14 protein-coding genes are annotated in these 17,829 nt (G+C 34.4%); 6 read left to right on the forward strand and 8 right to left on the reverse strand.

Annotation, left to right across the window (positions count from 1 at the left end; genetic code table 11):
* Window positions 1-97: 97 nt before the first annotated feature.
* The 3 genes from EKM64_RS06370 to EKM64_RS06380 are packed head-to-tail and all read right to left on the reverse strand — an operon-like array spanning window position 98 to window position 1,779.
* Window positions 98-787, reverse strand: a complete 690-nt coding sequence (locus EKM64_RS06370; RefSeq protein ID WP_125676756.1) for a hypothetical protein — start codon at window positions 785-787, stop codon at window positions 98-100.
* Window positions 780-1,172: a MerR family transcriptional regulator gene (locus EKM64_RS06375; protein ID WP_125676758.1), complete on the reverse strand. Its 393-nt coding sequence runs from the start codon at window positions 1,170-1,172 to the stop codon at window positions 780-782. Before EKM64_RS06375 ends, EKM64_RS06370 begins: the two co-directional genes overlap by 8 nt.
* Before the next feature lie 10 nt (window positions 1,173-1,182).
* The gene (locus EKM64_RS06380; RefSeq protein WP_125676760.1) at window positions 1,183-1,779 is read right to left on the reverse strand and encodes an NAD(P)H-binding protein; all 597 of its coding nucleotides are present in this window, start codon (window positions 1,777-1,779) and stop codon (window positions 1,183-1,185) included.
* A 137-nt stretch (window positions 1,780-1,916) separates the two neighbouring features.
* Here EKM64_RS06380 and EKM64_RS06385 point away from each other — a divergent pair, with 137 nt between their 5' ends.
* On the forward strand, window positions 1,917-2,357 hold the full coding sequence (locus EKM64_RS06385; RefSeq protein ID WP_164505313.1) for a flavodoxin: 441 nt from the start codon (window positions 1,917-1,919) through the stop codon (window positions 2,355-2,357).
* 174 nt (window positions 2,358-2,531) lie between these two features.
* Window positions 2,532-5,264: a glycoside hydrolase family 65 protein gene (locus tag EKM64_RS06390; protein WP_125676764.1), complete on the forward strand. Its 2,733-nt coding sequence runs from the start codon at window positions 2,532-2,534 to the stop codon at window positions 5,262-5,264.
* A gap of 102 nt (window positions 5,265-5,366) precedes the next feature.
* On the opposite strand, the gene EKM64_RS06395 is transcribed toward EKM64_RS06390, so the two are convergent.
* Entirely contained in the window at window positions 5,367-5,711 is a 345-nt protein-coding gene (locus tag EKM64_RS06395; RefSeq protein ID WP_125676766.1) for a MerR family transcriptional regulator, read from the reverse strand.
* 80 nt (window positions 5,712-5,791) lie between these two features.
* Window positions 5,792-6,667 carry a LysR family transcriptional regulator gene (locus tag EKM64_RS06400; protein WP_125676768.1) on the reverse strand — a complete coding sequence of 292 codons (876 nt, stop codon included), beginning with the start codon at window positions 6,665-6,667 and terminating at the stop codon, window positions 5,792-5,794.
* 144 nt (window positions 6,668-6,811) lie between these two features.
* Between EKM64_RS06400 and EKM64_RS06405 the strand changes: the two genes are divergently transcribed.
* The 3 genes from EKM64_RS06405 (at window position 6,812) to EKM64_RS06415 (ending at window position 9,874) form a co-directional block, all read left to right on the forward strand.
* Window positions 6,812-7,747: an aldo/keto reductase gene (locus EKM64_RS06405; protein WP_125676770.1), complete on the forward strand. Its 936-nt coding sequence runs from the start codon at window positions 6,812-6,814 to the stop codon at window positions 7,745-7,747.
* 193 nt (window positions 7,748-7,940) lie between these two features.
* Window positions 7,941-8,864 (forward strand): amidohydrolase family protein, encoded by a 924-nt coding sequence (locus EKM64_RS06410; RefSeq protein ID WP_125676772.1) that lies wholly within the window; start codon window positions 7,941-7,943, stop codon window positions 8,862-8,864.
* On the forward strand, window positions 8,864-9,874 hold the full coding sequence (locus tag EKM64_RS06415; protein ID WP_125676774.1) for an aldo/keto reductase: 1,011 nt from the start codon (window positions 8,864-8,866) through the stop codon (window positions 9,872-9,874). The genes EKM64_RS06410 and EKM64_RS06415 overlap by 1 nt, the downstream gene beginning before the upstream one ends.
* Window positions 9,875-10,023: 149 nt before the next feature.
* Here EKM64_RS06415 and EKM64_RS06420 read toward each other — a convergent pair whose 3' ends face one another.
* A complete protein-coding gene (locus EKM64_RS06420) occupies window positions 10,024-13,266 on the reverse strand; it encodes a hypothetical protein (RefSeq protein WP_125676776.1) in 3,243 nt (1,080 codons plus the stop codon).
* Window positions 13,267-13,499: 233 nt separating this feature from the next.
* Here EKM64_RS06420 and EKM64_RS06425 point away from each other — a divergent pair, with 233 nt between their 5' ends.
* Window positions 13,500-14,849 (forward strand): MATE family efflux transporter, encoded by a 1,350-nt coding sequence (locus EKM64_RS06425; RefSeq protein ID WP_125676778.1) that lies wholly within the window; start codon window positions 13,500-13,502, stop codon window positions 14,847-14,849.
* Window positions 14,850-14,997: 148 nt separating this feature from the next.
* Here EKM64_RS06425 and EKM64_RS06430 read toward each other — a convergent pair whose 3' ends face one another.
* Together EKM64_RS06430 and EKM64_RS06435 are read right to left on the reverse strand one after the other, a co-directional pair.
* The gene (locus EKM64_RS06430; RefSeq protein WP_225420974.1) at window positions 14,998-16,047 is read right to left on the reverse strand and encodes an alpha/beta hydrolase fold domain-containing protein; all 1,050 of its coding nucleotides are present in this window, start codon (window positions 16,045-16,047) and stop codon (window positions 14,998-15,000) included.
* A 3-nt stretch (window positions 16,048-16,050) separates the two neighbouring features.
* The gene (locus EKM64_RS06435; protein WP_125676780.1) at window positions 16,051-17,424 is read right to left on the reverse strand and encodes an MFS transporter; all 1,374 of its coding nucleotides are present in this window, start codon (window positions 17,422-17,424) and stop codon (window positions 16,051-16,053) included.
* Window positions 17,425-17,829: the final 405 nt, after the last annotated feature.

The raw sequence follows: 17,829 nt of genomic DNA on the forward strand, positions 1-17,829 counted from the left end.
AACATTTGTTCTGTTAGAGCTGCTAAATCAAGGATTATATATCATGATAAATTTATGAAAAAAATGATTTTTTACAAAGAAAGCTCTAAAAAAGGAGTTATTTAAAGAATTTTTTCATTTCTAAGGCCATTTTTACCAATTCTTGTGACTGATTCAGCTGTAGTTTACCCAATGAAAAATTGATTTGATTTATCCTACTCAACTCAAAAAGGTCTTGTAAGGCTTTGGCAGTCAATTGATAATCTTTAAATTTAGCAAAATCAACCTTAATCTCTGGATCATTAAAAATCGGCGGTTGATATGGTTCTTCGATCAACTTATTAAAAAAGCGCTTATCAAAATCATTCCACTCTTCTTGATAAAAATCTTCTACTGTATCAAATAGGTTTTGATCACGAATTGTAAGAAAGGCCGTCATCAAGATCCAACTTAATTTTTGAGATAAATTTAGTTTCTGAGCTAGCGCCGTTGCCAAATAGATCAAACCATTGTCATTTTTTTTCGGATACTTCAAGTCCATCTGATCGATCAGTGAAAAAGCATTATCCAAATAAACACTACCGCAAGTTTTTTCATTCATAAAATCATTCAGTGATTCTTGTTCATAAATATACAACTCACCAACATCAACCAAATCTTCTAAAGAATATTGAGCATCCCCTTTTAATTTAACCAAGACAATGTCATCATTTCGTTTCAAAACATTCAAAAGACTTTTATCATCGGTCTGCCATGGCATAATTAATTTATCCTTTTTCATAACGGAATAATAAATTATTTTAGACATTTGTCTTCTTTTCTAGCTTCTCTTTCTCAAAATGGGCTATATGTTCATCATAATTATCCACTTTTTTTGTTAGGCGTTCATACGTTGCCTGTAGATCACTAAGTTTTTCGGCCATGATTGCCTGTTGATCTAACAAAATTTGCTTTCTTTCAGCAATCGTTGAATCACCTTTTTGAAATAGAGCAACATATTCTGACAGTGACTCGACTGACATACCAGCATTGCGCATGCATTTGGCAAATTCGACCCAGTTATCATCTTCTTGGGTAAAATCGCGATAACCAACTTCATTACGATGAACTGCTGGTATCAGACCTACCTTTTCGTAATATCTTAAGGTATCTGCCGTTAAATCATATTTTTGAGCTACTTCTTTAATATTCATGTATTATCTCCTATGCTCTTGCTAATCCTAAACTTTCATTCATATAAAGTGTTGGTTCATTAATTATTCGACTTGCTAAATCAGCGACACTTCCTCTTGATACAGCATGTCCGACAAATGCTTCACCTTTAAAGGTGATTTGATAGTTAATATCCGGATCATCATCAAACCAGCCCGGTCGTAAAAGCGTATATTCAATATCAGAATCTTCTATTATATCTGCCGCTTTTCTATACGGAACCAAAACATTAGGAATATCATCACTGTACCCATTTGAGCTAACTTCGTTATAGATTCCCATCGAAGTTACAAAAACAAGTCGGCCTACTTTATTTTGATCCATAGCTTCAACAACTTTTTGAGCTATTTCTGGCAATTGATTATTCACAGCTACAAAAACAACATCCTGATCCTCAACTACTTTATTTAAATCATTAATATTATTAGCATCACCTGCTACTGCCGTTTCTCTATTATCATCAATTTCACCGAGACGTTCTATATTTCTAACGAATAAGGTCAAATGACTATCATCAGTCTCTAGCAGTTTTTGACGAACCAATGACCCAATGGAACCACTTGCACCAATTATTAAAACATTTTCCATTTAAATCACCTCTCTATTTGTATAATAATATAAACCTTAAAGCGTACTCTAAGGCAAGTATTTTAATTATTTTTATAAATATAATTGCATTTCTAGTGACTCAAGGGTCTAATATAGATGATATAAGGAGGATTATTATGAAATCTATCGTAATTTACTTTTCACAATCAGGTACTACTGAGGCCGCAGCAAAAAAAATTGCTGCTAAAACAGACTCTTCAATAATGAAAATAACTACAAAAAATGACTATCCAGATAATTTTGATGACCTAGTTGCTAAGGCCAAAGAACAGATCGATAATAATGAACATCCTGAAATCAGTGAGGATCTCAATCTGACTGATTATCAGACGATTTATTTAGGATTCCCCATTTGGTATCAACAACCACCAATGATCGTTCATACTTTCTTTGATAAATTCGATCTGAACGGCAAATCCGTTGTTCCATTTATTACTAGTGCTAGCAATGAATTCTCCGTATGCGAACCATATCTAAATAATATGAAGACGGATGCCATTTTAAAAGATGGCTTTAGAGCTAACGCTGATCCAGAAATAGAAAAAGGTTTAAATTAATATCAATTGTCTGTCGAAAATTCGACAGATTTTTTTTATCTCATTTTTGAATAAATATTTTTATTAAAATTGTTTAAACAAATAATGGCAGAGCAGTTATAATATATTTAGAACGAATATGTTTAAACATATTCTTCGTGGAATTCAAATTTTATGAATTGGGAGAATATTATTATGCTGCCATTATACCTAACAGTTACTGATAAATATTTAAAGTATTCATACAAAGATATTGATAGAAACGAAACTGTCAACAGAATATACAATTTAAATCTTGCATTGGACCTCGATGCAAATTTTAGTAACTTCAAATCAAAAGTGCCGGAATTTTTTGATGTTGTCGTCATCATGAACCCGATTGATATTGAAATTAGAGATACTATCGTCAGTTGTGCTAATCGTCCAATCGATATCAGTCTCTATATGGAAAACCTTTTTCACGTACCAACAGTCGGTATCAATAATGTAAAGAGATATGGCTTGCAAAAGGCCACTGCTAACGAAAAAGATTATGCTGGCTGGCACCTAGATTACTTTGGAACTTATGAAGGTAAGAAAGAATACGGTCAAGAATCTCTATTAACAATTGGAAATGGTTTCTTTGGTGTTCGTGGAACTTACTTGGAGGCACGTGCCAATGACAATAACTATCCTGGTACTTATGTTGCTGGGGTTTATAATCAACTGTCTACCTTCATTAATAACCAAGATATAGCTAATGAAGATTTGGTAAATTTGCCAAATGCTCAATATACGACCTTCAGTATTGATGATGGAGATTTCTTTGAGCTCAAAGAGAGCGATATTGAAATGGTTTATAGAACACTGAATATGAAAAATGGAATTTTTTCTACAATTATGTATATTTCCTTACAAAATGGGAAAAAATTAAAAGTTACAACAAAAAAAGTGGCACACACGCACCACTTTCATAGTTATTCATTACAATACACTGTTCAACCGTTGAATTTCTCTGGAAAGATCAAAATTTATACCGAGATCGATGGAGCCATCTCTAACAAAAATGTTAAAAGATATCGTACTCTAGATCATCATCATTTGAGAATAGATAAAACCGAAGTTTCTGATAACTTCGCCTTACTTTTAGCACACACAAGAAACTCACACGTTAATATTGCAATTAGCTCTATTGTCTCTTCACCAAACGAAGTTGAACCTAAGATTCATTCTGACAAATCACAAGAAAAAATCGGTCAATATATGACCTTTGATGCCAAAGAAAATGAATCTTATACATTGGAAAAAACAGTTAGTATTTATACATCCCTTGAAACAAAGGGTGATTTAATAGAAGTTTTGAAGGCCAATACCTATCATCATAACTTTTCTGATATTATCAAAAATTGTACAGGTGCTTGGAAAGAAATCTGGGATGATGAATACTTGGAAATTGATGGCGATATAACTTCTCAAAAATTGTTACGTATGAATGCCTATCATTTAACGATCACTGCTCATCAAAATGTCAATCGACACCTTGATGTATCTGTTGGTTCTAGAGGACTACACGGTGAAGCATATCGTGGACATATTTTTTGGGATGAACTGTTTATTTTACCGTACTACAACATTCATTATCCAAAACTAGTTAAATCACTGCTAATGTATCGTTACAATCGACTCGATGCCGCTAAAAAGTATGCACAAGAAAGTGGCTACACTGGAGCAATGTATCCTTGGCAAAGTGCCATGTATGGTGACGAACAATCACAATCGATTCATTTAAACCCTATTACTAACCACTGGGAACCAGATAACTCTCGAAAACAACATCATGTGTCTTTGGCAATTGCCTATAATGTTTGGAATTACTACAATATGTCAAATGATGAGGATTTTTTACAAGAGTATGGTTTGGAAATGTTATTGAATATTGCTAAATTTTGGATCAGCTTAGCCTCATACGACAAAGATACTAAAAAATACAATATCGACGATGTGATGGGACCAGACGAATTTCACGAAGGTTATCCTGGTGCTAAAACGGGTGGTCTAAAAAATAATTCTTATACAAATATTATGACCAGTTGGCTTTTCAAAAAAATCGAACAAATAGTTAACCGTGAATCATCTGAGACTCTTCGTGAAAATTTCAGTAGAGCACACTTTACAGATGAAGATATCGAAAAAATGCACGATATCAGATGTAATCTAAAGCTTGAATATAATGAGAATGAATTGCTCGGCCAATTTGAAGGGTATTTTAACCTTAAATTGATTAATTTCGACTTCTATCGTCGTCAGTACGGAAATATTGAACGAATGGATCGTATTTTAAAAGCTGAGGGAGATTCTCCTGATAATTATCAAGTCGCAAAACAGGCCGATGCTCTGATGCCACTATATAATTTAAGACTTGATACTTTTCTAGAAATAATGGACGATCTCGGTTACCCAGTTAAAGATCGTGATAAATTTATTGAGAATAACATTCGTTTCTACCTTAGTAGGACTACTCATGGATCTAGTTTATCCAGAATCGTTTATTCTATGCTAGCTTTAAAAGTTGATGATCTAGATTTAGCCTGGAAATTATTTGATGACTCACTAACAAGTGACTATTATGATATTCAAGGTGGAACAACCGCTGAAGGAATCCATTTAGGCGTCATGGGAGCAACTCTTAATGTAGTTATCTCCTATTTTGCCGGTGTAGATTATCGCGGGCATGAACTAGAGATCGACCCTAAAGTTCCTGAAATTTGGAATAGTATTAAATTTAATATGAATTTCAAAAATGTTCACTACTACTTTGAAGTTGATCACGAAAAAATAAAGATCAAAACAGATAAAGATACTCAAGTTTTATTTAAACAACAACAAGTGCCTATTAAGGCTCATCAAGAACATGTTATCAACTATTCAAAAGTAATCGTACAGCCATAAAAAAACGCGGATATTAATTTATCCGCGTTTTTGTGTCCAATCCCAACAATCTGCAACAAATAATACTAAGTCAACCACAATTAAATCCGAAAACAATTCCATCTATGCCTGAATTTCTCCTCGTAAATTATCCAATTTTTCTAGCTGATTTTCCAATAAATGAATTTTACTTAACTTATCGTTTCTTTGTTTCTGAATAATGACCAGCAACATCGAATTAGCAGAATTATCCTCTGCAACTAGTATCCTCATATAATTTCTAATTGTTTCATTGTCAAAACCAATATCATGTAACGTCATTATCATGCTTAGTCGATCAATATCCTGTTCATCATACTTCCAATCGCCCATTATTACCTTAACTGAATCACACAATTGCCACTTTTCATACTCAAGTAACATACTAATTGGAATACCATATTTTTTGTTTACTTCTTGCTTGTTCATAAAACTATCCTCCAAAATACTTAACAACTTGTATTATGAATAGCATTAATATATATGTCTAATACCTATTTAAAATAAAACTACATGCTTTTTAGGTATTTTTTGATAAATTCAATAAATGATTTAGTAGTTTTAGAAAATATCTGTCCCGACTGCCAAGCTAATACACTGTTTAAAGTTGGAGACTCTTTTAAAGGTATAAACTTTATTCCATCATATTCATTATCTAATTTTAAACCTATAGCTATACCAACATCATTTCGTACAAGTTTTGTGCTGTTATAAATTAAATTATATTTGGAAACAATCTTGATATCCCCCATATCAACATTTAACCAGTTTAATATCTCATGATTTATATCATGTCTTACTGGTAAAATAAGCGGAAAACTTTTGATATCATCAGCGGTAACTAAACTATTCTTTGCTAATTGAGAGTCATCTTTAACTAAGATGCCCCATTTTTCTTCAACATTCATTCTTACAAAATCATATTTTTCAATTTGAACTGGTTCCATCAACAAACCCAGTTCTAATAATCCCTGACTCATTAAATCTTTGATGCTCTCTGAATTACCACTAAAAATATTAAATGAGACATCAGGATGTAACTCTTGAAATGACTTGATCATCTTGGATAAAGTGTCGACACTTCTTAACTCACCAGAACCAATTGCAATTTCACCCGATAATTCTTCATTACTGTGTGAAACTTCATTTTTAGTTTTTTCAGACAAACTGATAATTTCCTGGGCTCGTCTTCTCAATAATAATCCGTCATTAGTTAAAGTTACCTTGTGTTTATTTCTTTCAAATAATTTGACACCAAGTTCCTCTTCCAACTGCTTGAGTTGTCTGGATAAAGTTGGTTGAGTAATATTTAATTTGGCCGCGGCTCGCGTTATATTTTCTTCACGGGCAACTGCTATAAAGTATCGTAAAACTCTAATTTCCATTGTTGTCCTCCAATTATGGTCATGCTAACTAGTTAATTGATAATTAATGCTTAAAAAGCATTTTTAACGATTTATTATAAGTATTGTACAACTTCTGGTCTATAACCTAATATGAACTCATAAAAAAAACAGAGAGAAAATCAAATGAATAATAGCAATTCACCAAAAGTAGCATTGGGAACATGGGCTTGGGGATCAGAGGATGTCTTCGGTGATACATTGACAACATCAGACTTAAAACCGGTTGTTGATTCAGCAATGGAAGCTGGACTAAATCTTTGGGACACGGCCACTGCGTACGGAATGGGTATTTCTGAATCGATCGTTGGTGACTTACTAAAGAATTACAAACGTGAAGATTATCTAATTTCAACAAAATTTACTCCACAAATGGCTGATGGTAGCGAACATGCAGTGGCAAATATGCTTGAAGCTAGTCTTAAACGGTTACATACAAATTATGTTGATATTTATTGGATTCATAATCCAGCTAATGTTGAGCTTTGGACGCCACAATTAATTCCCTTGGTTAAGAGTGGCAAAGTTAAGCGTGTTGGTGTGTCAAATCATAATTTAGATGAAATCAAACTGGCTAACAGTATTCTTCAAAAAGAAGGTATCAGTATTTCTGCCGTCCAAAACCACTTTAGTTTACTTTATCGTTCATCTGAAAAAGCTGGGATCATCGATTATTGTAACGAAAATAATATCGATTTCTTTTCTTATATGGTTTTGGAACAAGGAGCATTAAGTGGCAGATATAATACCAAAAATCCACTACCTGAAGGTAGTACTAGAGCCGATAAGTATAACAAAATGCTGCCAGAACTTGAAGCTTTAGTAAAGGGACTGTCAGATCTAGGCAACAAATATAATGCTTCAGTCGCACAAATTGCTGAGGCTTGGGCCATAAATAAGAATACTTTACCTATTATTGGTGTAACTAAACAGAAATACATTGCTGAAACTAAAAAATCTACTTCAATCATATTAGCAGACGACGAAATCACGATGCTTGAATCGTTGGCCGATGCAACTAATGTTGAAACCAAAGGATCGTGGGAAAACCACATGAACTAAAAAAAGGAATATAAGTCAAAAATCTTAATTGTTGGAACACACGGACAAACCACTGGAATTGCTACTGACCGATTATTTTCAGAAACAGATAAATTTTTAGTATTATTTCAAAAAAATAGTACTCATCCTAATCAATATAATAGTAAAAGGGACGAGTTACTTGATGGTGATAAACCAGAATGGATCTAATAAAATGACAAAAATTGATGTATTTGCTCATGTTTTACCCAAAGATTTTTACAGTCATATGCAAAAAATTGATGATAATTTATTGGTAAAAAATCCTTATTTACAAAATGACGTTTTGACGAATATAAGAAAAAGAAAAACTGGACTGAATTCCGACGTAAAACAAATTATTTCAAATGTTAACTTAAATCCCGAGGACTATTCCGATGCAAAAACATCTACAAACTTATGTCGTCTAGCAAATAATGAGCTTATTTCGATGGTACAGGATAACGATATTTTTGTATACGCAGTGGCCATGTTACCAATGAACTCAATTTCTGAATCATTGAAAATAATTGAAGATCAAGTCGCAAAAAATAGTGAATTGATTGGTGTTCAATTATTTACTAGAGCCTTAAATAAACCAATCACATCAGACGAATACGAACCAATTTTTGCCAAATTAAGTAAACTAAACATCCCTGTTTGGCTCCATCCTGTTTTCGATGAAACACGTAATGATAACAATATTGTTTTCAGTTGGGAATATGAGCTAACTCAAGTAATGTATGATTTTGTAAAAAAGGGATTTTTTCAAAGATATCCTAATTTAAAAATTATTGTCCATCATGCAGGTGCTATGGTTTCATTTTTCTCACAACGAATCAAATATATTATGTCACCGACAGAATACAATGATTTTAAAAAATTCTATGTCGATACGGCAATATTGGGAAATTCTAAGGCACTAGATCTAGCCGTTGATTTCTTTGGGGATGATCATGTATTGTTTGGAACTGATGCTCCCTTTGGAATCATGCCCTACGGAGCCACAAATGAGATCATCACAGCCATCGATGCCATGAATATTTCTGATACCCAAAGAAACATGATCTTTCATGATAATTTTCAAAATATAATTAATAGAAATGACGGTATAAATTAATGAAGTACACAAAATTTGGTAATACAGGCCTAGATATTTCGAGAATTTGTTTAGGTACAATGGGATTTGGTAATGCTTCTACTGTTATGTTCCCATGGGCAATTGACGAAGCAAAGAGTTCTGAAGTTATCAAAAATGCTCTGGATCTAGGTATCAACTTTTTCGATACGGCAAATATCTATTCCCACGGTGACAGTGAGAAATTCGTTGGAAATGCTTTAAAAAAATATGCTGATAGAGATGAAATAGTTTTAGCAACCAAAGTATTCTTTAGTCCTGAACAAAAGCCCAATTATGCCGGACTATCACGCAAATCTATCATGTCTCAAATTGATCAAAGTTTAACTAGACTTAAAACTGACTATGTTGACCTTTATATAATTCATCGGTGGGATTACAACACACCAATTGAAGAAACAATGGAAGCCTTACATGACGTTGTTAAATCTGGTAAGGCAAGATATATCGGTGCCTCGGCCATGTTTGCTTGGCAATTTGAACAAGCTCAGGATGTTGCCAAAGAACATGGTTGGACTGAATTTGTCTCAATGCAAAATCACTTAAATCTACTATATAGAGAAGAAGAGCGTGAAATGATGCCATTTTGCGAGGAAAAGAATATTGCCGTGACACCATATAGTCCCTTAGCCTCTGGTCGACTAACTAGAGATTGGTCTGCCAATACAAAACGTTTTGAAACTGATAAAGTTGCGCGTTCCAAGTACGACTCTACCGAAAGTCAGGACGAACCAATTGTTCAAAGAGTTGGTAAAATTGCTGATAAATACGGAATAAAACGCGCTCAAGTGGCATTGGCCTGGCTACTACAGAAACCACAGATTGCCGCTCCGATTGTGGGTGCAACTAAAAAATCTCATCTAATTGATGCGGTTGATTCCTTAGACTTAGTCTTGAGCAAAGATGACATTAACTTTCTTGAAGAACCATACCTACCACATAGTTTGGTTGGCCCTTTTACAAAGAGTGATGCTAACGACTACAAAAGATAAAAGACAGTGACAATAAAATGTATAATGCCTGTGACGTAGACATAGCATAAATATAACTTTTCCACTTAACCCAAATAGACACCGTAATCCAAAATTGGATCACGGTGTCTATTTAAGTTAATACTAAAAAGTTGATCATGTTTTGTATCCTAGACGCTATCCGTTAAACCCCATTCAACAGTTCCCGTATAAGTACCTGAAACACTTCTTGAATTGAGATCAAGTAAAACACCTTGATCAGGAGTCCAATTTCCAGCAACATCAGTTATATCATGTCCATGCTCATCAACAACTGGATCACTCTGAATATCTGTTGGTGTACTTAAATCATGTGTAACACCATCTTTGGAAACAAACACTATATTTCCATCAAGGGTAGTTGCATTAGCGGTACCAGAATCTTTAATCATCTTTCCAGCCTTAGCAGTCAATGTCCATGGTGTCATGACACTATCAACCTTCAAATTCCAAGAACCATCACGCTTTACACGACGAGGATTGTTACTTGCATGAACGGGTTGGAACATATAGTCACTATTTTCAATCGTAGCCGTCTTATCAGTAACATTTACAGAATAATTAAGTGTATTCGACTTACGACCATATGGATCGGTAAAATATGTTGAAATATTATAAGAACCATGTTTCTGCTCAGTTATACCGTTAGCAGTTGAATCCGCAGTAAATGCCTGTGTTATAGGTGTTGCTACGGGATCATTACCGCTATAACTCTTCACATATTGATTATCATTTGCATTAATATTCCAAGTCAATTTACTTGGTGTTACTAAATAACTTCCAGGGTAGCCCACTTTAGCAGTCATATCGATTGGATCATCTTGAATAATACTAAATTCTGATTGATCAGTGGTTAGAGTAGGTGTTATATCAGGCACATTAACGATAACATCTTTCGATGTAGATTTATGTCCACCACTATCAGTAATATTGATTGTTACAGTATTCTTCCCTACTTTAAGTCCAGTTGTACCAGTGTACTTATCAAGCGAAATTGTAGGATCTTTATCATATGCGTAAGGTTTCAAATTAAAGGCATACTTACCATCATTAGCCTGTTTATACGTTACTGGATCTTGCTTATTTCCATCGGCCGTAGTAATAGTGTATGAAATCGTTGAATCTCCACCTTCATCCGCAGTTGTTGTATTATCCGAATGTAGATATGTTCCTGAAATAATCTGCGGTTCATTATCGTTTACCGTTATATTTGAGTTATCAGGAGTAATCACAACTGTTTTATTGGTTACTTTGACATTATAAACTAACTCATTAGAAATCAATGTATCATAACTTCCATCAGGGTTTTTAAAATTCTCATTTATGACATGAATTCTGATGGTATGATCACCTTCAGAAAGTTCTCCTTTAGTTGCATCAGTTCCAGCCATAATTGGAATACTAAATCCATTTCCAGTACTGGTATCCTGACTCAACTTTGCATCTCCATTATCAATAGTCGTACTTATATACATATTAGATTTTACAATAGGATCTTTACTCTTAAGTGAAATATCACCTGTGATATTTGTTGACTCACCTAATTTTAGTTCTGAACTTAACGGTGATGTCGCTGTAATAATCAATGTATCTGCGGGATTAACAATGTCAAAAGCAGTAGAGTCAGCATTTGCCTTATAATTGTCACTTTCGAAACTGGTTGTGGTGGAAGGAACAGTCAGCTTAGTACTGGAACTTGTGTCAGCTAGATCATTTGCAGTCGCATTTAATTCAACTCGTGCATATTCCCAATTACTGCCACTGGGATCACCAATTCCGTTATCCATGTTACAAGTCAAAACTCCATTATCCAAATCAGAAGACGGTATATCTATCTCACTTGTTTTAGTAGATCCATCAGCTGCGGCCTTACTTGTATAATAAATCTTACCAATATTACCACTACCATCAGTTTTGACGGTTACATTATCCGGAACATTAATAGTTTCCTTCAACCCAGTAGCAGGCTCTTCACCGTCTTGATAGTGGAACATGTAGTTAAGCCCAAGTTCATCCTTAGGATGCACAGTACTTGCTAAGGACAAACCAAGTGATTCATCATCTAACAAATTATCGTTTTGATTAGATTGCTTAGGATCATATGTTCCTGTGTTGGTTGGTTTAATTCTAGACTTGGTTGTTTTATCAACCGTATATGCATTAACTTCGGCATTAACTAGTGAAGGCATAGTTTCAAATATTACTGCACTGTTAGTACTAGCACCTTTTCCAGTTGCCGCAGTAAATCCATATCTAAGTTTTTTACTACTCATAGTGCCAAAAGCCGACATATCCAATGTAAGAGTTACATCCGTTATTGGTTTAGCACCTTTTCCAGTTACGGGATCTTTATCGCCAACTTTATAAGTCAAAGTGGCATTATTGCTCCCCTCATCAGCTGGTGTATATTGAATCGTAATATGTCTCCATGAATCTTTAGGATTAGTACTATTTGATAATTCCTTTTGTAGATAAACATTAGCTCCATTTTCATCTAAATTATCCGTTCCAAGATTATGGATCATGCCCGCAATGGATTTACCGGTATTAAGGAATCCAAGTGATGCAGGCGGATTGGGACTTAATTGAACGTACGTTTTATCTCTGGCAGGATAATTCCAGGCAATATGTGAACGCTGAAAATCATCTCCTTGGTAAAGAAAGTTATTATTACTAGTTTGATAATTATATGCCAAATAATCAAACGCATTCGTTGGATCTGGTAAGTATTGAGGAGCGTTGTTATTACTTATCCAATCTGAATACTTAACCGGTGTTGTCCCATTAAAATGATTAGTATAAGTATCAAATTCAATTGCAAAACTATTTTGTATAGCCTGTTCTGCCAAGGTTGGTACTCCACCTATTTCAGGTTTTACTGTTGCCGCTAACTTATTACTATCTGAACCCCAAACTCCAAGTGTCTCTCCAGAATTAGGTGTTCCCTTAATATTTGAAATAGCGTCTGTCCCACCATTTTGAAGAACAAAAGCCATTCCATCTGGAACACCATAACGACCAGTTTCACTACCAAAATACATCCACATAGATAGTGTTTGCTTTTTTTGAATATTTAAATAGTTTTTATCGTTATTACTCCAAACTGCACTAGTTTGTGCAGAGCCACTATTAGCATTATTAGTTAACTCAACATAATCCGTCTTATCGTTAGATACAACTTTAGCCTTATTACCGGTAAACGTACCTGAACTAAAATATTTACTTAATGAAAGGCCCTTAACCGGTGGATCATTTATAACATCAGAGTCACCGTAAGCCTCAACAATAGTAGATGTTCTTTGCAAGATACCAAAAAAAGCTACGATAGATACAAACGTAAAAATTAAACCCTTAACTATCTTTTTCGTCTGCATTGAATATCCCTCCCCCAGGAATCTATTTGTATAAACATATCAATATACTTATTATGCCACATTGATAATACATTTGTGTACCAATATATGTAAGCACTTTTATTGTAATATAAAAAAATTGATTAAATCGCCTAAAAATAATTTTAAATAGATACATTAAAAGACTTCAAATTTACCAAAAGAGACATATAGTTTTAAAATTGTCTAAATCAGTTAAAGAGGGGGTCAACTCATTGACAGATCTAACCAAGGGAAATCCTTCCAAAATTATTTTCCTATATACAATTCCATTACTCTTAGGTAATTTTTTTCAGCAATTCTATAGTTTCATAGATACATTAATCGTCGGTAAAACTATTGGAGTCAATGCTTTGGCTAGTGTCGGTGCAACTGGCGGCCTGACTTTTTTAGTAATTGGATTTGCTCAAGGTATCACTAGTGGTCTAACTATTCTGACAGCACAAAAATACGGTGCCAACGACATACCCGGTGTCACTAAAAGTTTTGCCTCAGGAATTATTATTTCAATTGCCATAACAGTTATTTTTACTACAATTGCGGTGATCATTGCCTATCCGTTACTAGTCATCATGCAAACACCGAAAGTATTAATCCACGATTCATTTATTTTCTTGGAGATTATTTTTGCTGGAATATTTTCATTTATCGGATTTGACTTCTTAGGAAACACTATGAGAGCACTGGGAAATTCACAGGTTCCACTATTCTTCTTGATCGTTAGTACAATTTTAAATATCGTTCTAGAATTATTCTTTATTCTCTACTTACATATGGGAGTTTCTGGGGCTGGATTGGCAACTGTAAGTGCTCAGACAATTACCTTTGTTATCCTCTACTTTTATATAAGAAGAAAAGTTCCATTCTTGATCCTAACAAGGCATGATTTTGTAATAGATTGGCACGAAATAAGAGAATTATTGAACGTAAGCTTACCAATGGGATTCCAGTCTTCCATAATCGCCATTGGTTCAATAATTCTACAATTCATGTTAAACACTCTTGGTGCCAATGCCGTTGCTGCGTATACCGTTGCTGGGCGTGTTGAGCAAATTGCTACCTTACCTGCATTGAGCTTTGGTATTTCATTAGTTAACTACACTGCCCAAAATCTAGGCGCTAAGAAATACCATCGAATCCTTAGAGGAGTCAAATCAGGTATTTTATTATCTGTCATTACAAGTTTAGTTATCGGACTGTTATTAGTATTCTTTGGTCGTACCGTTTCTCACCTATTTATGAATGGTAGCGAGACATACGTTTTGAATCTAATTCAAATTTATTATTACTTTAATGGAACAATGTACTTTTTATTATCTATTTTGTTTATTGTTAGATATACACTACAAGGATTGGGTAATCAAAAGGCGCCAACAATTGCTGGTATCGCTGAATTAATTATGAGAGTTTTCGCCAGTGTGGTTTTAATAAATCTATTTGGATTTTATGGCGCGGCATTAGCTAATCCACTGGCATGGCTGGGTTCTTGTTTGGTATTAATTGGAACTTGGCGAATTGAAATGAGAAAATTACGAACATTACAGAATGATCAAAAAATAGAATGATCAAAAATGGCCAACTTTCGAGCATTACGGCAAAGAGACACTGCAATCCAAATTGGATTGTAGTGTCTCTTTTTTAAATCAAAATTTATATTTTGCCACACGTTTATGGAACCATCTTTGTTTTTGATTCACACATAATAGCGAATTATTACGCTAAGAATTTAGCAGATTCATGAATAGCATCTTCCGTTGCGGCAGCCTTACCGATCAGGTTCAGGTAGGCATGTCCCATACCTCCGTAACGAACATATTTAGCATCGCATCCTGCCATACCCAACTTTGTAAGAAAAGCTTCATCCTGTAACCTGAATGGATCAAATTCTCCAGTCATCACAAGTACCTTTTTAAAAATTGTTGGATCAGCATACAATGGTGATACTACTGGTGAACGATAGTTTACATGCCCTTCTGGCATATAAAGTTCAGTCATTTTTGTATCTAGCTGTTTGAATAGCTTATAACTGCTATGTAAGATATTTCTTTGTTCATCTACAATAGGGATCTTACTATCATCCCAGAGCGATCCTTCAAGGTCTGATCCATGTACAACGGTTGGATAGAATAAAACTTGACTATCTACATCATAAATTCCCATATAGTGACTCATTTCGCTAACTCCTAAAGCCATAGAAGCACCCGCCGAATCACCGGCAATTGTAATTTCTGTTTTTGATTTTGCAACCATTTTTAAAACCGATAGGCAGTCCATTAAACCCAAAGGATAGGGATTTTCTGGTGCCAAACGATAGTCAACACTATAAATTACACCGTCATATTGACTGGCTAATAATTTTAATGGAACCAGCGGATCCGCTGGACTTCCACCATAATAGGCTCCACCGTGAATATATATCAATGCCTTATGTTTGTCGATATTCTCTGGACGATAAATTCGATAATAACGAACACTTTGATCTAATTCATCCATATACTTAGGCTCAACATTAATTTCATTTGAACTTATATCAGTGATTCCTTCAGCAACTGTCCCTGCACGTAAGGTATCGAGATTATTTGATAAAATAGGGTCATCCCCTAGTTCTTTTAAAAGCTCAAATGTATGTGGTTCATAGGAATGAACGTCAACACGATCCTTCACGACCATCTTTACACGTTCCAGTCTAGGTACATCAGATGCTTCAATTTGTTTTAAACGGCTTAATTCAGTATCATAATCATTTTTTAACATCATATCCATCTCCTAGGCCTCCTTTAACTTAGAATTTTCAGTGTTCTTTTCGGAGACTCCGATCTTATTCTCATTCAAGGTATACATTTGAAGAATCACGATGATAACTATTGCTAAAAGAATTGGTAACCAAACAAAATTAATATTGATAGCGGTTAAGGCTTTAGCTGATTGAACCTTATTACTTGCGGCAAATCCACCCCATGTTAAGATCCAACCGGATAGGGCACCACCTAGACCCATACCAATTTTGGCACCAACAACTGGAACTGATGATAGAAAGCCGGGTTCTTCAATTCTTAAATGTACTCTCGCATATTCAACTGTATCGGCAATCATAACAAATGCTAAAGTAAACACTGAGCCCATGGCAATCATACCGATGATATTACCGGCAAATAGTAGGATTAAATTACCCGTTTTCTCACCAAGTGGCATTAAAATTGATCCGATAACGAAAAGTACTAGTGAAGCATCCATCAAATTACGATTTTTAAATTTCTTAGTAAGTAATGGTACAAGTAAATTTCCAGGAACGGCGAAAATTGTCATACCTAGGAATAATCCAACAATATCTGCACGTTTGTATACATAGTTAATGTAGAAAACACCTGAGGCCATTCTAACAACCCAAAATGTTTGAACAGCGATAAAACTGATCGTCAAAACAACCCATGGCTTATTCTTAAAGGCACCCTTAAAGGATTCTTTAACTGACAAATGGCCTTTAATATCTACATCATTTTTCTCTTCTTCGATTGGACGTTCTTTAAGATTCAAGAAAGCCAAGAAGAAGCATCCAGCAATAATAATTCCGACGATAGCGCCCCAGATTGTAAATCCAAGCCGTTGATCCTTACCACCAAAGAAACTAACCATTGGCAATGTGATAGCACCAATAATGGCAGTACCTGTATTTGTCATAACCATTCTGGCGGATGCCAGGTTAGCACGCTCATCAGCATCATCTGTCAAAATAGGTAAAATGGCTGTAATAGGTGTATTAGAACCAGAATAAATTAAACTGAACAATGTATATATGACACTGATCCAAATCATTTCAATGATCTTATTGCCACCAAAACTTGGATTAAAGAATAATAAGAATGACAGTATTCCTAACGGAACACCAAACCAGAGAAAGTATGGTCTTGCTTTACCATATTTAGAATGAGTATGATCAATCAAAAATCCGAAGAACATTCCATCAAAAGCATCAATGAATCTAACACAGAGGAATAGTGTCCCTACAAATGCAGCTGAAATATCCAACACTGTCGTATAGTAAAACAAGAGGTAAAGTCCAACCATCTGCCAGATAAGATTTCCAGCCATATCGGTTGTACCGTAAAACACACGTTGTTTCCATAACTGTAACTTAGTCATTAGGTTTTCCCCCTTATATTAATTCTAGTACGCACGTATCGAATTATTTATAAGTATTTATTACAAGTTCATTATATATAGTTGTTTAAACATATGCAAAGTATTTTTTATAAATTTATTTTTTCAAATTTGACTTGTTCTTACTCTAAGAAAGCGTTTACCGATAATCCCCTAAATAAAAAAAAGAAAGGGCTTGCCGATTGGCAAGCCCTTTGTACCTGTTTTAATATTTTTCATAAGAAATGCTCCTAAGTTTTTTTATTTTAAATTCATCATGGTTAAATTATTTTCTATGTTATATTCACCTCGCATAATCAAGTACGTTCGTTCCTGTATTTGACTATGTATAAATAATAACCAATAAATTTGAACAAACCTTTGCTGTTTTACGATGAAAGAACAAAG

Source organism: Companilactobacillus keshanensis (genome assembly GCF_003946205.1).
In the GTDB taxonomy this organism is placed as follows: Bacteria; Bacillota; Bacilli; order Lactobacillales; family Lactobacillaceae; genus Companilactobacillus; species Companilactobacillus keshanensis.

Excerpts from the sequence above, each read along its gene's own strand:
- EKM64_RS06370 (WP_125676756.1), bottom strand. The coding sequence starts at position 787 with ATGTCTAAAATAATTTATTATTCCGTTATGAAAAAGGATAAATTAATT.
- EKM64_RS06375 (WP_125676758.1), bottom strand. The coding sequence starts at position 1,172 with ATGAATATTAAAGAAGTAGCTCAAAAATATGATTTAACGGCAGATACC.
- EKM64_RS06380 (WP_125676760.1), bottom strand. The coding sequence starts at position 1,779 with ATGGAAAATGTTTTAATAATTGGTGCAAGTGGTTCCATTGGGTCATTG.
- EKM64_RS06385 (WP_164505313.1), top strand. The coding sequence starts at position 1,917 with ATGAAATCTATCGTAATTTACTTTTCACAATCAGGTACTACTGAGGCC.
- EKM64_RS06390 (WP_125676764.1), top strand. The coding sequence starts at position 2,532 with ATGCTGCCATTATACCTAACAGTTACTGATAAATATTTAAAGTATTCA.
- EKM64_RS06395 (WP_125676766.1), bottom strand. The coding sequence starts at position 5,711 with ATGAACAAGCAAGAAGTAAACAAAAAATATGGTATTCCAATTAGTATG.
- EKM64_RS06400 (WP_125676768.1), bottom strand. The coding sequence starts at position 6,667 with ATGGAAATTAGAGTTTTACGATACTTTATAGCAGTTGCCCGTGAAGAA.
- EKM64_RS06405 (WP_125676770.1), top strand. The coding sequence starts at position 6,812 with ATGAATAATAGCAATTCACCAAAAGTAGCATTGGGAACATGGGCTTGG.
- EKM64_RS06410 (WP_125676772.1), top strand. The coding sequence starts at position 7,941 with ATGACAAAAATTGATGTATTTGCTCATGTTTTACCCAAAGATTTTTAC.
- EKM64_RS06415 (WP_125676774.1), top strand. The coding sequence starts at position 8,864 with ATGAAGTACACAAAATTTGGTAATACAGGCCTAGATATTTCGAGAATT.
- EKM64_RS06420 (WP_125676776.1), bottom strand. The coding sequence starts at position 13,266 with ATGCAGACGAAAAAGATAGTTAAGGGTTTAATTTTTACGTTTGTATCT.
- EKM64_RS06430 (WP_225420974.1), bottom strand. The coding sequence starts at position 16,047 with ATGGATATGATGTTAAAAAATGATTATGATACTGAATTAAGCCGTTTA.
- EKM64_RS06435 (WP_125676780.1), bottom strand. The coding sequence starts at position 17,424 with ATGACTAAGTTACAGTTATGGAAACAACGTGTGTTTTACGGTACAACC.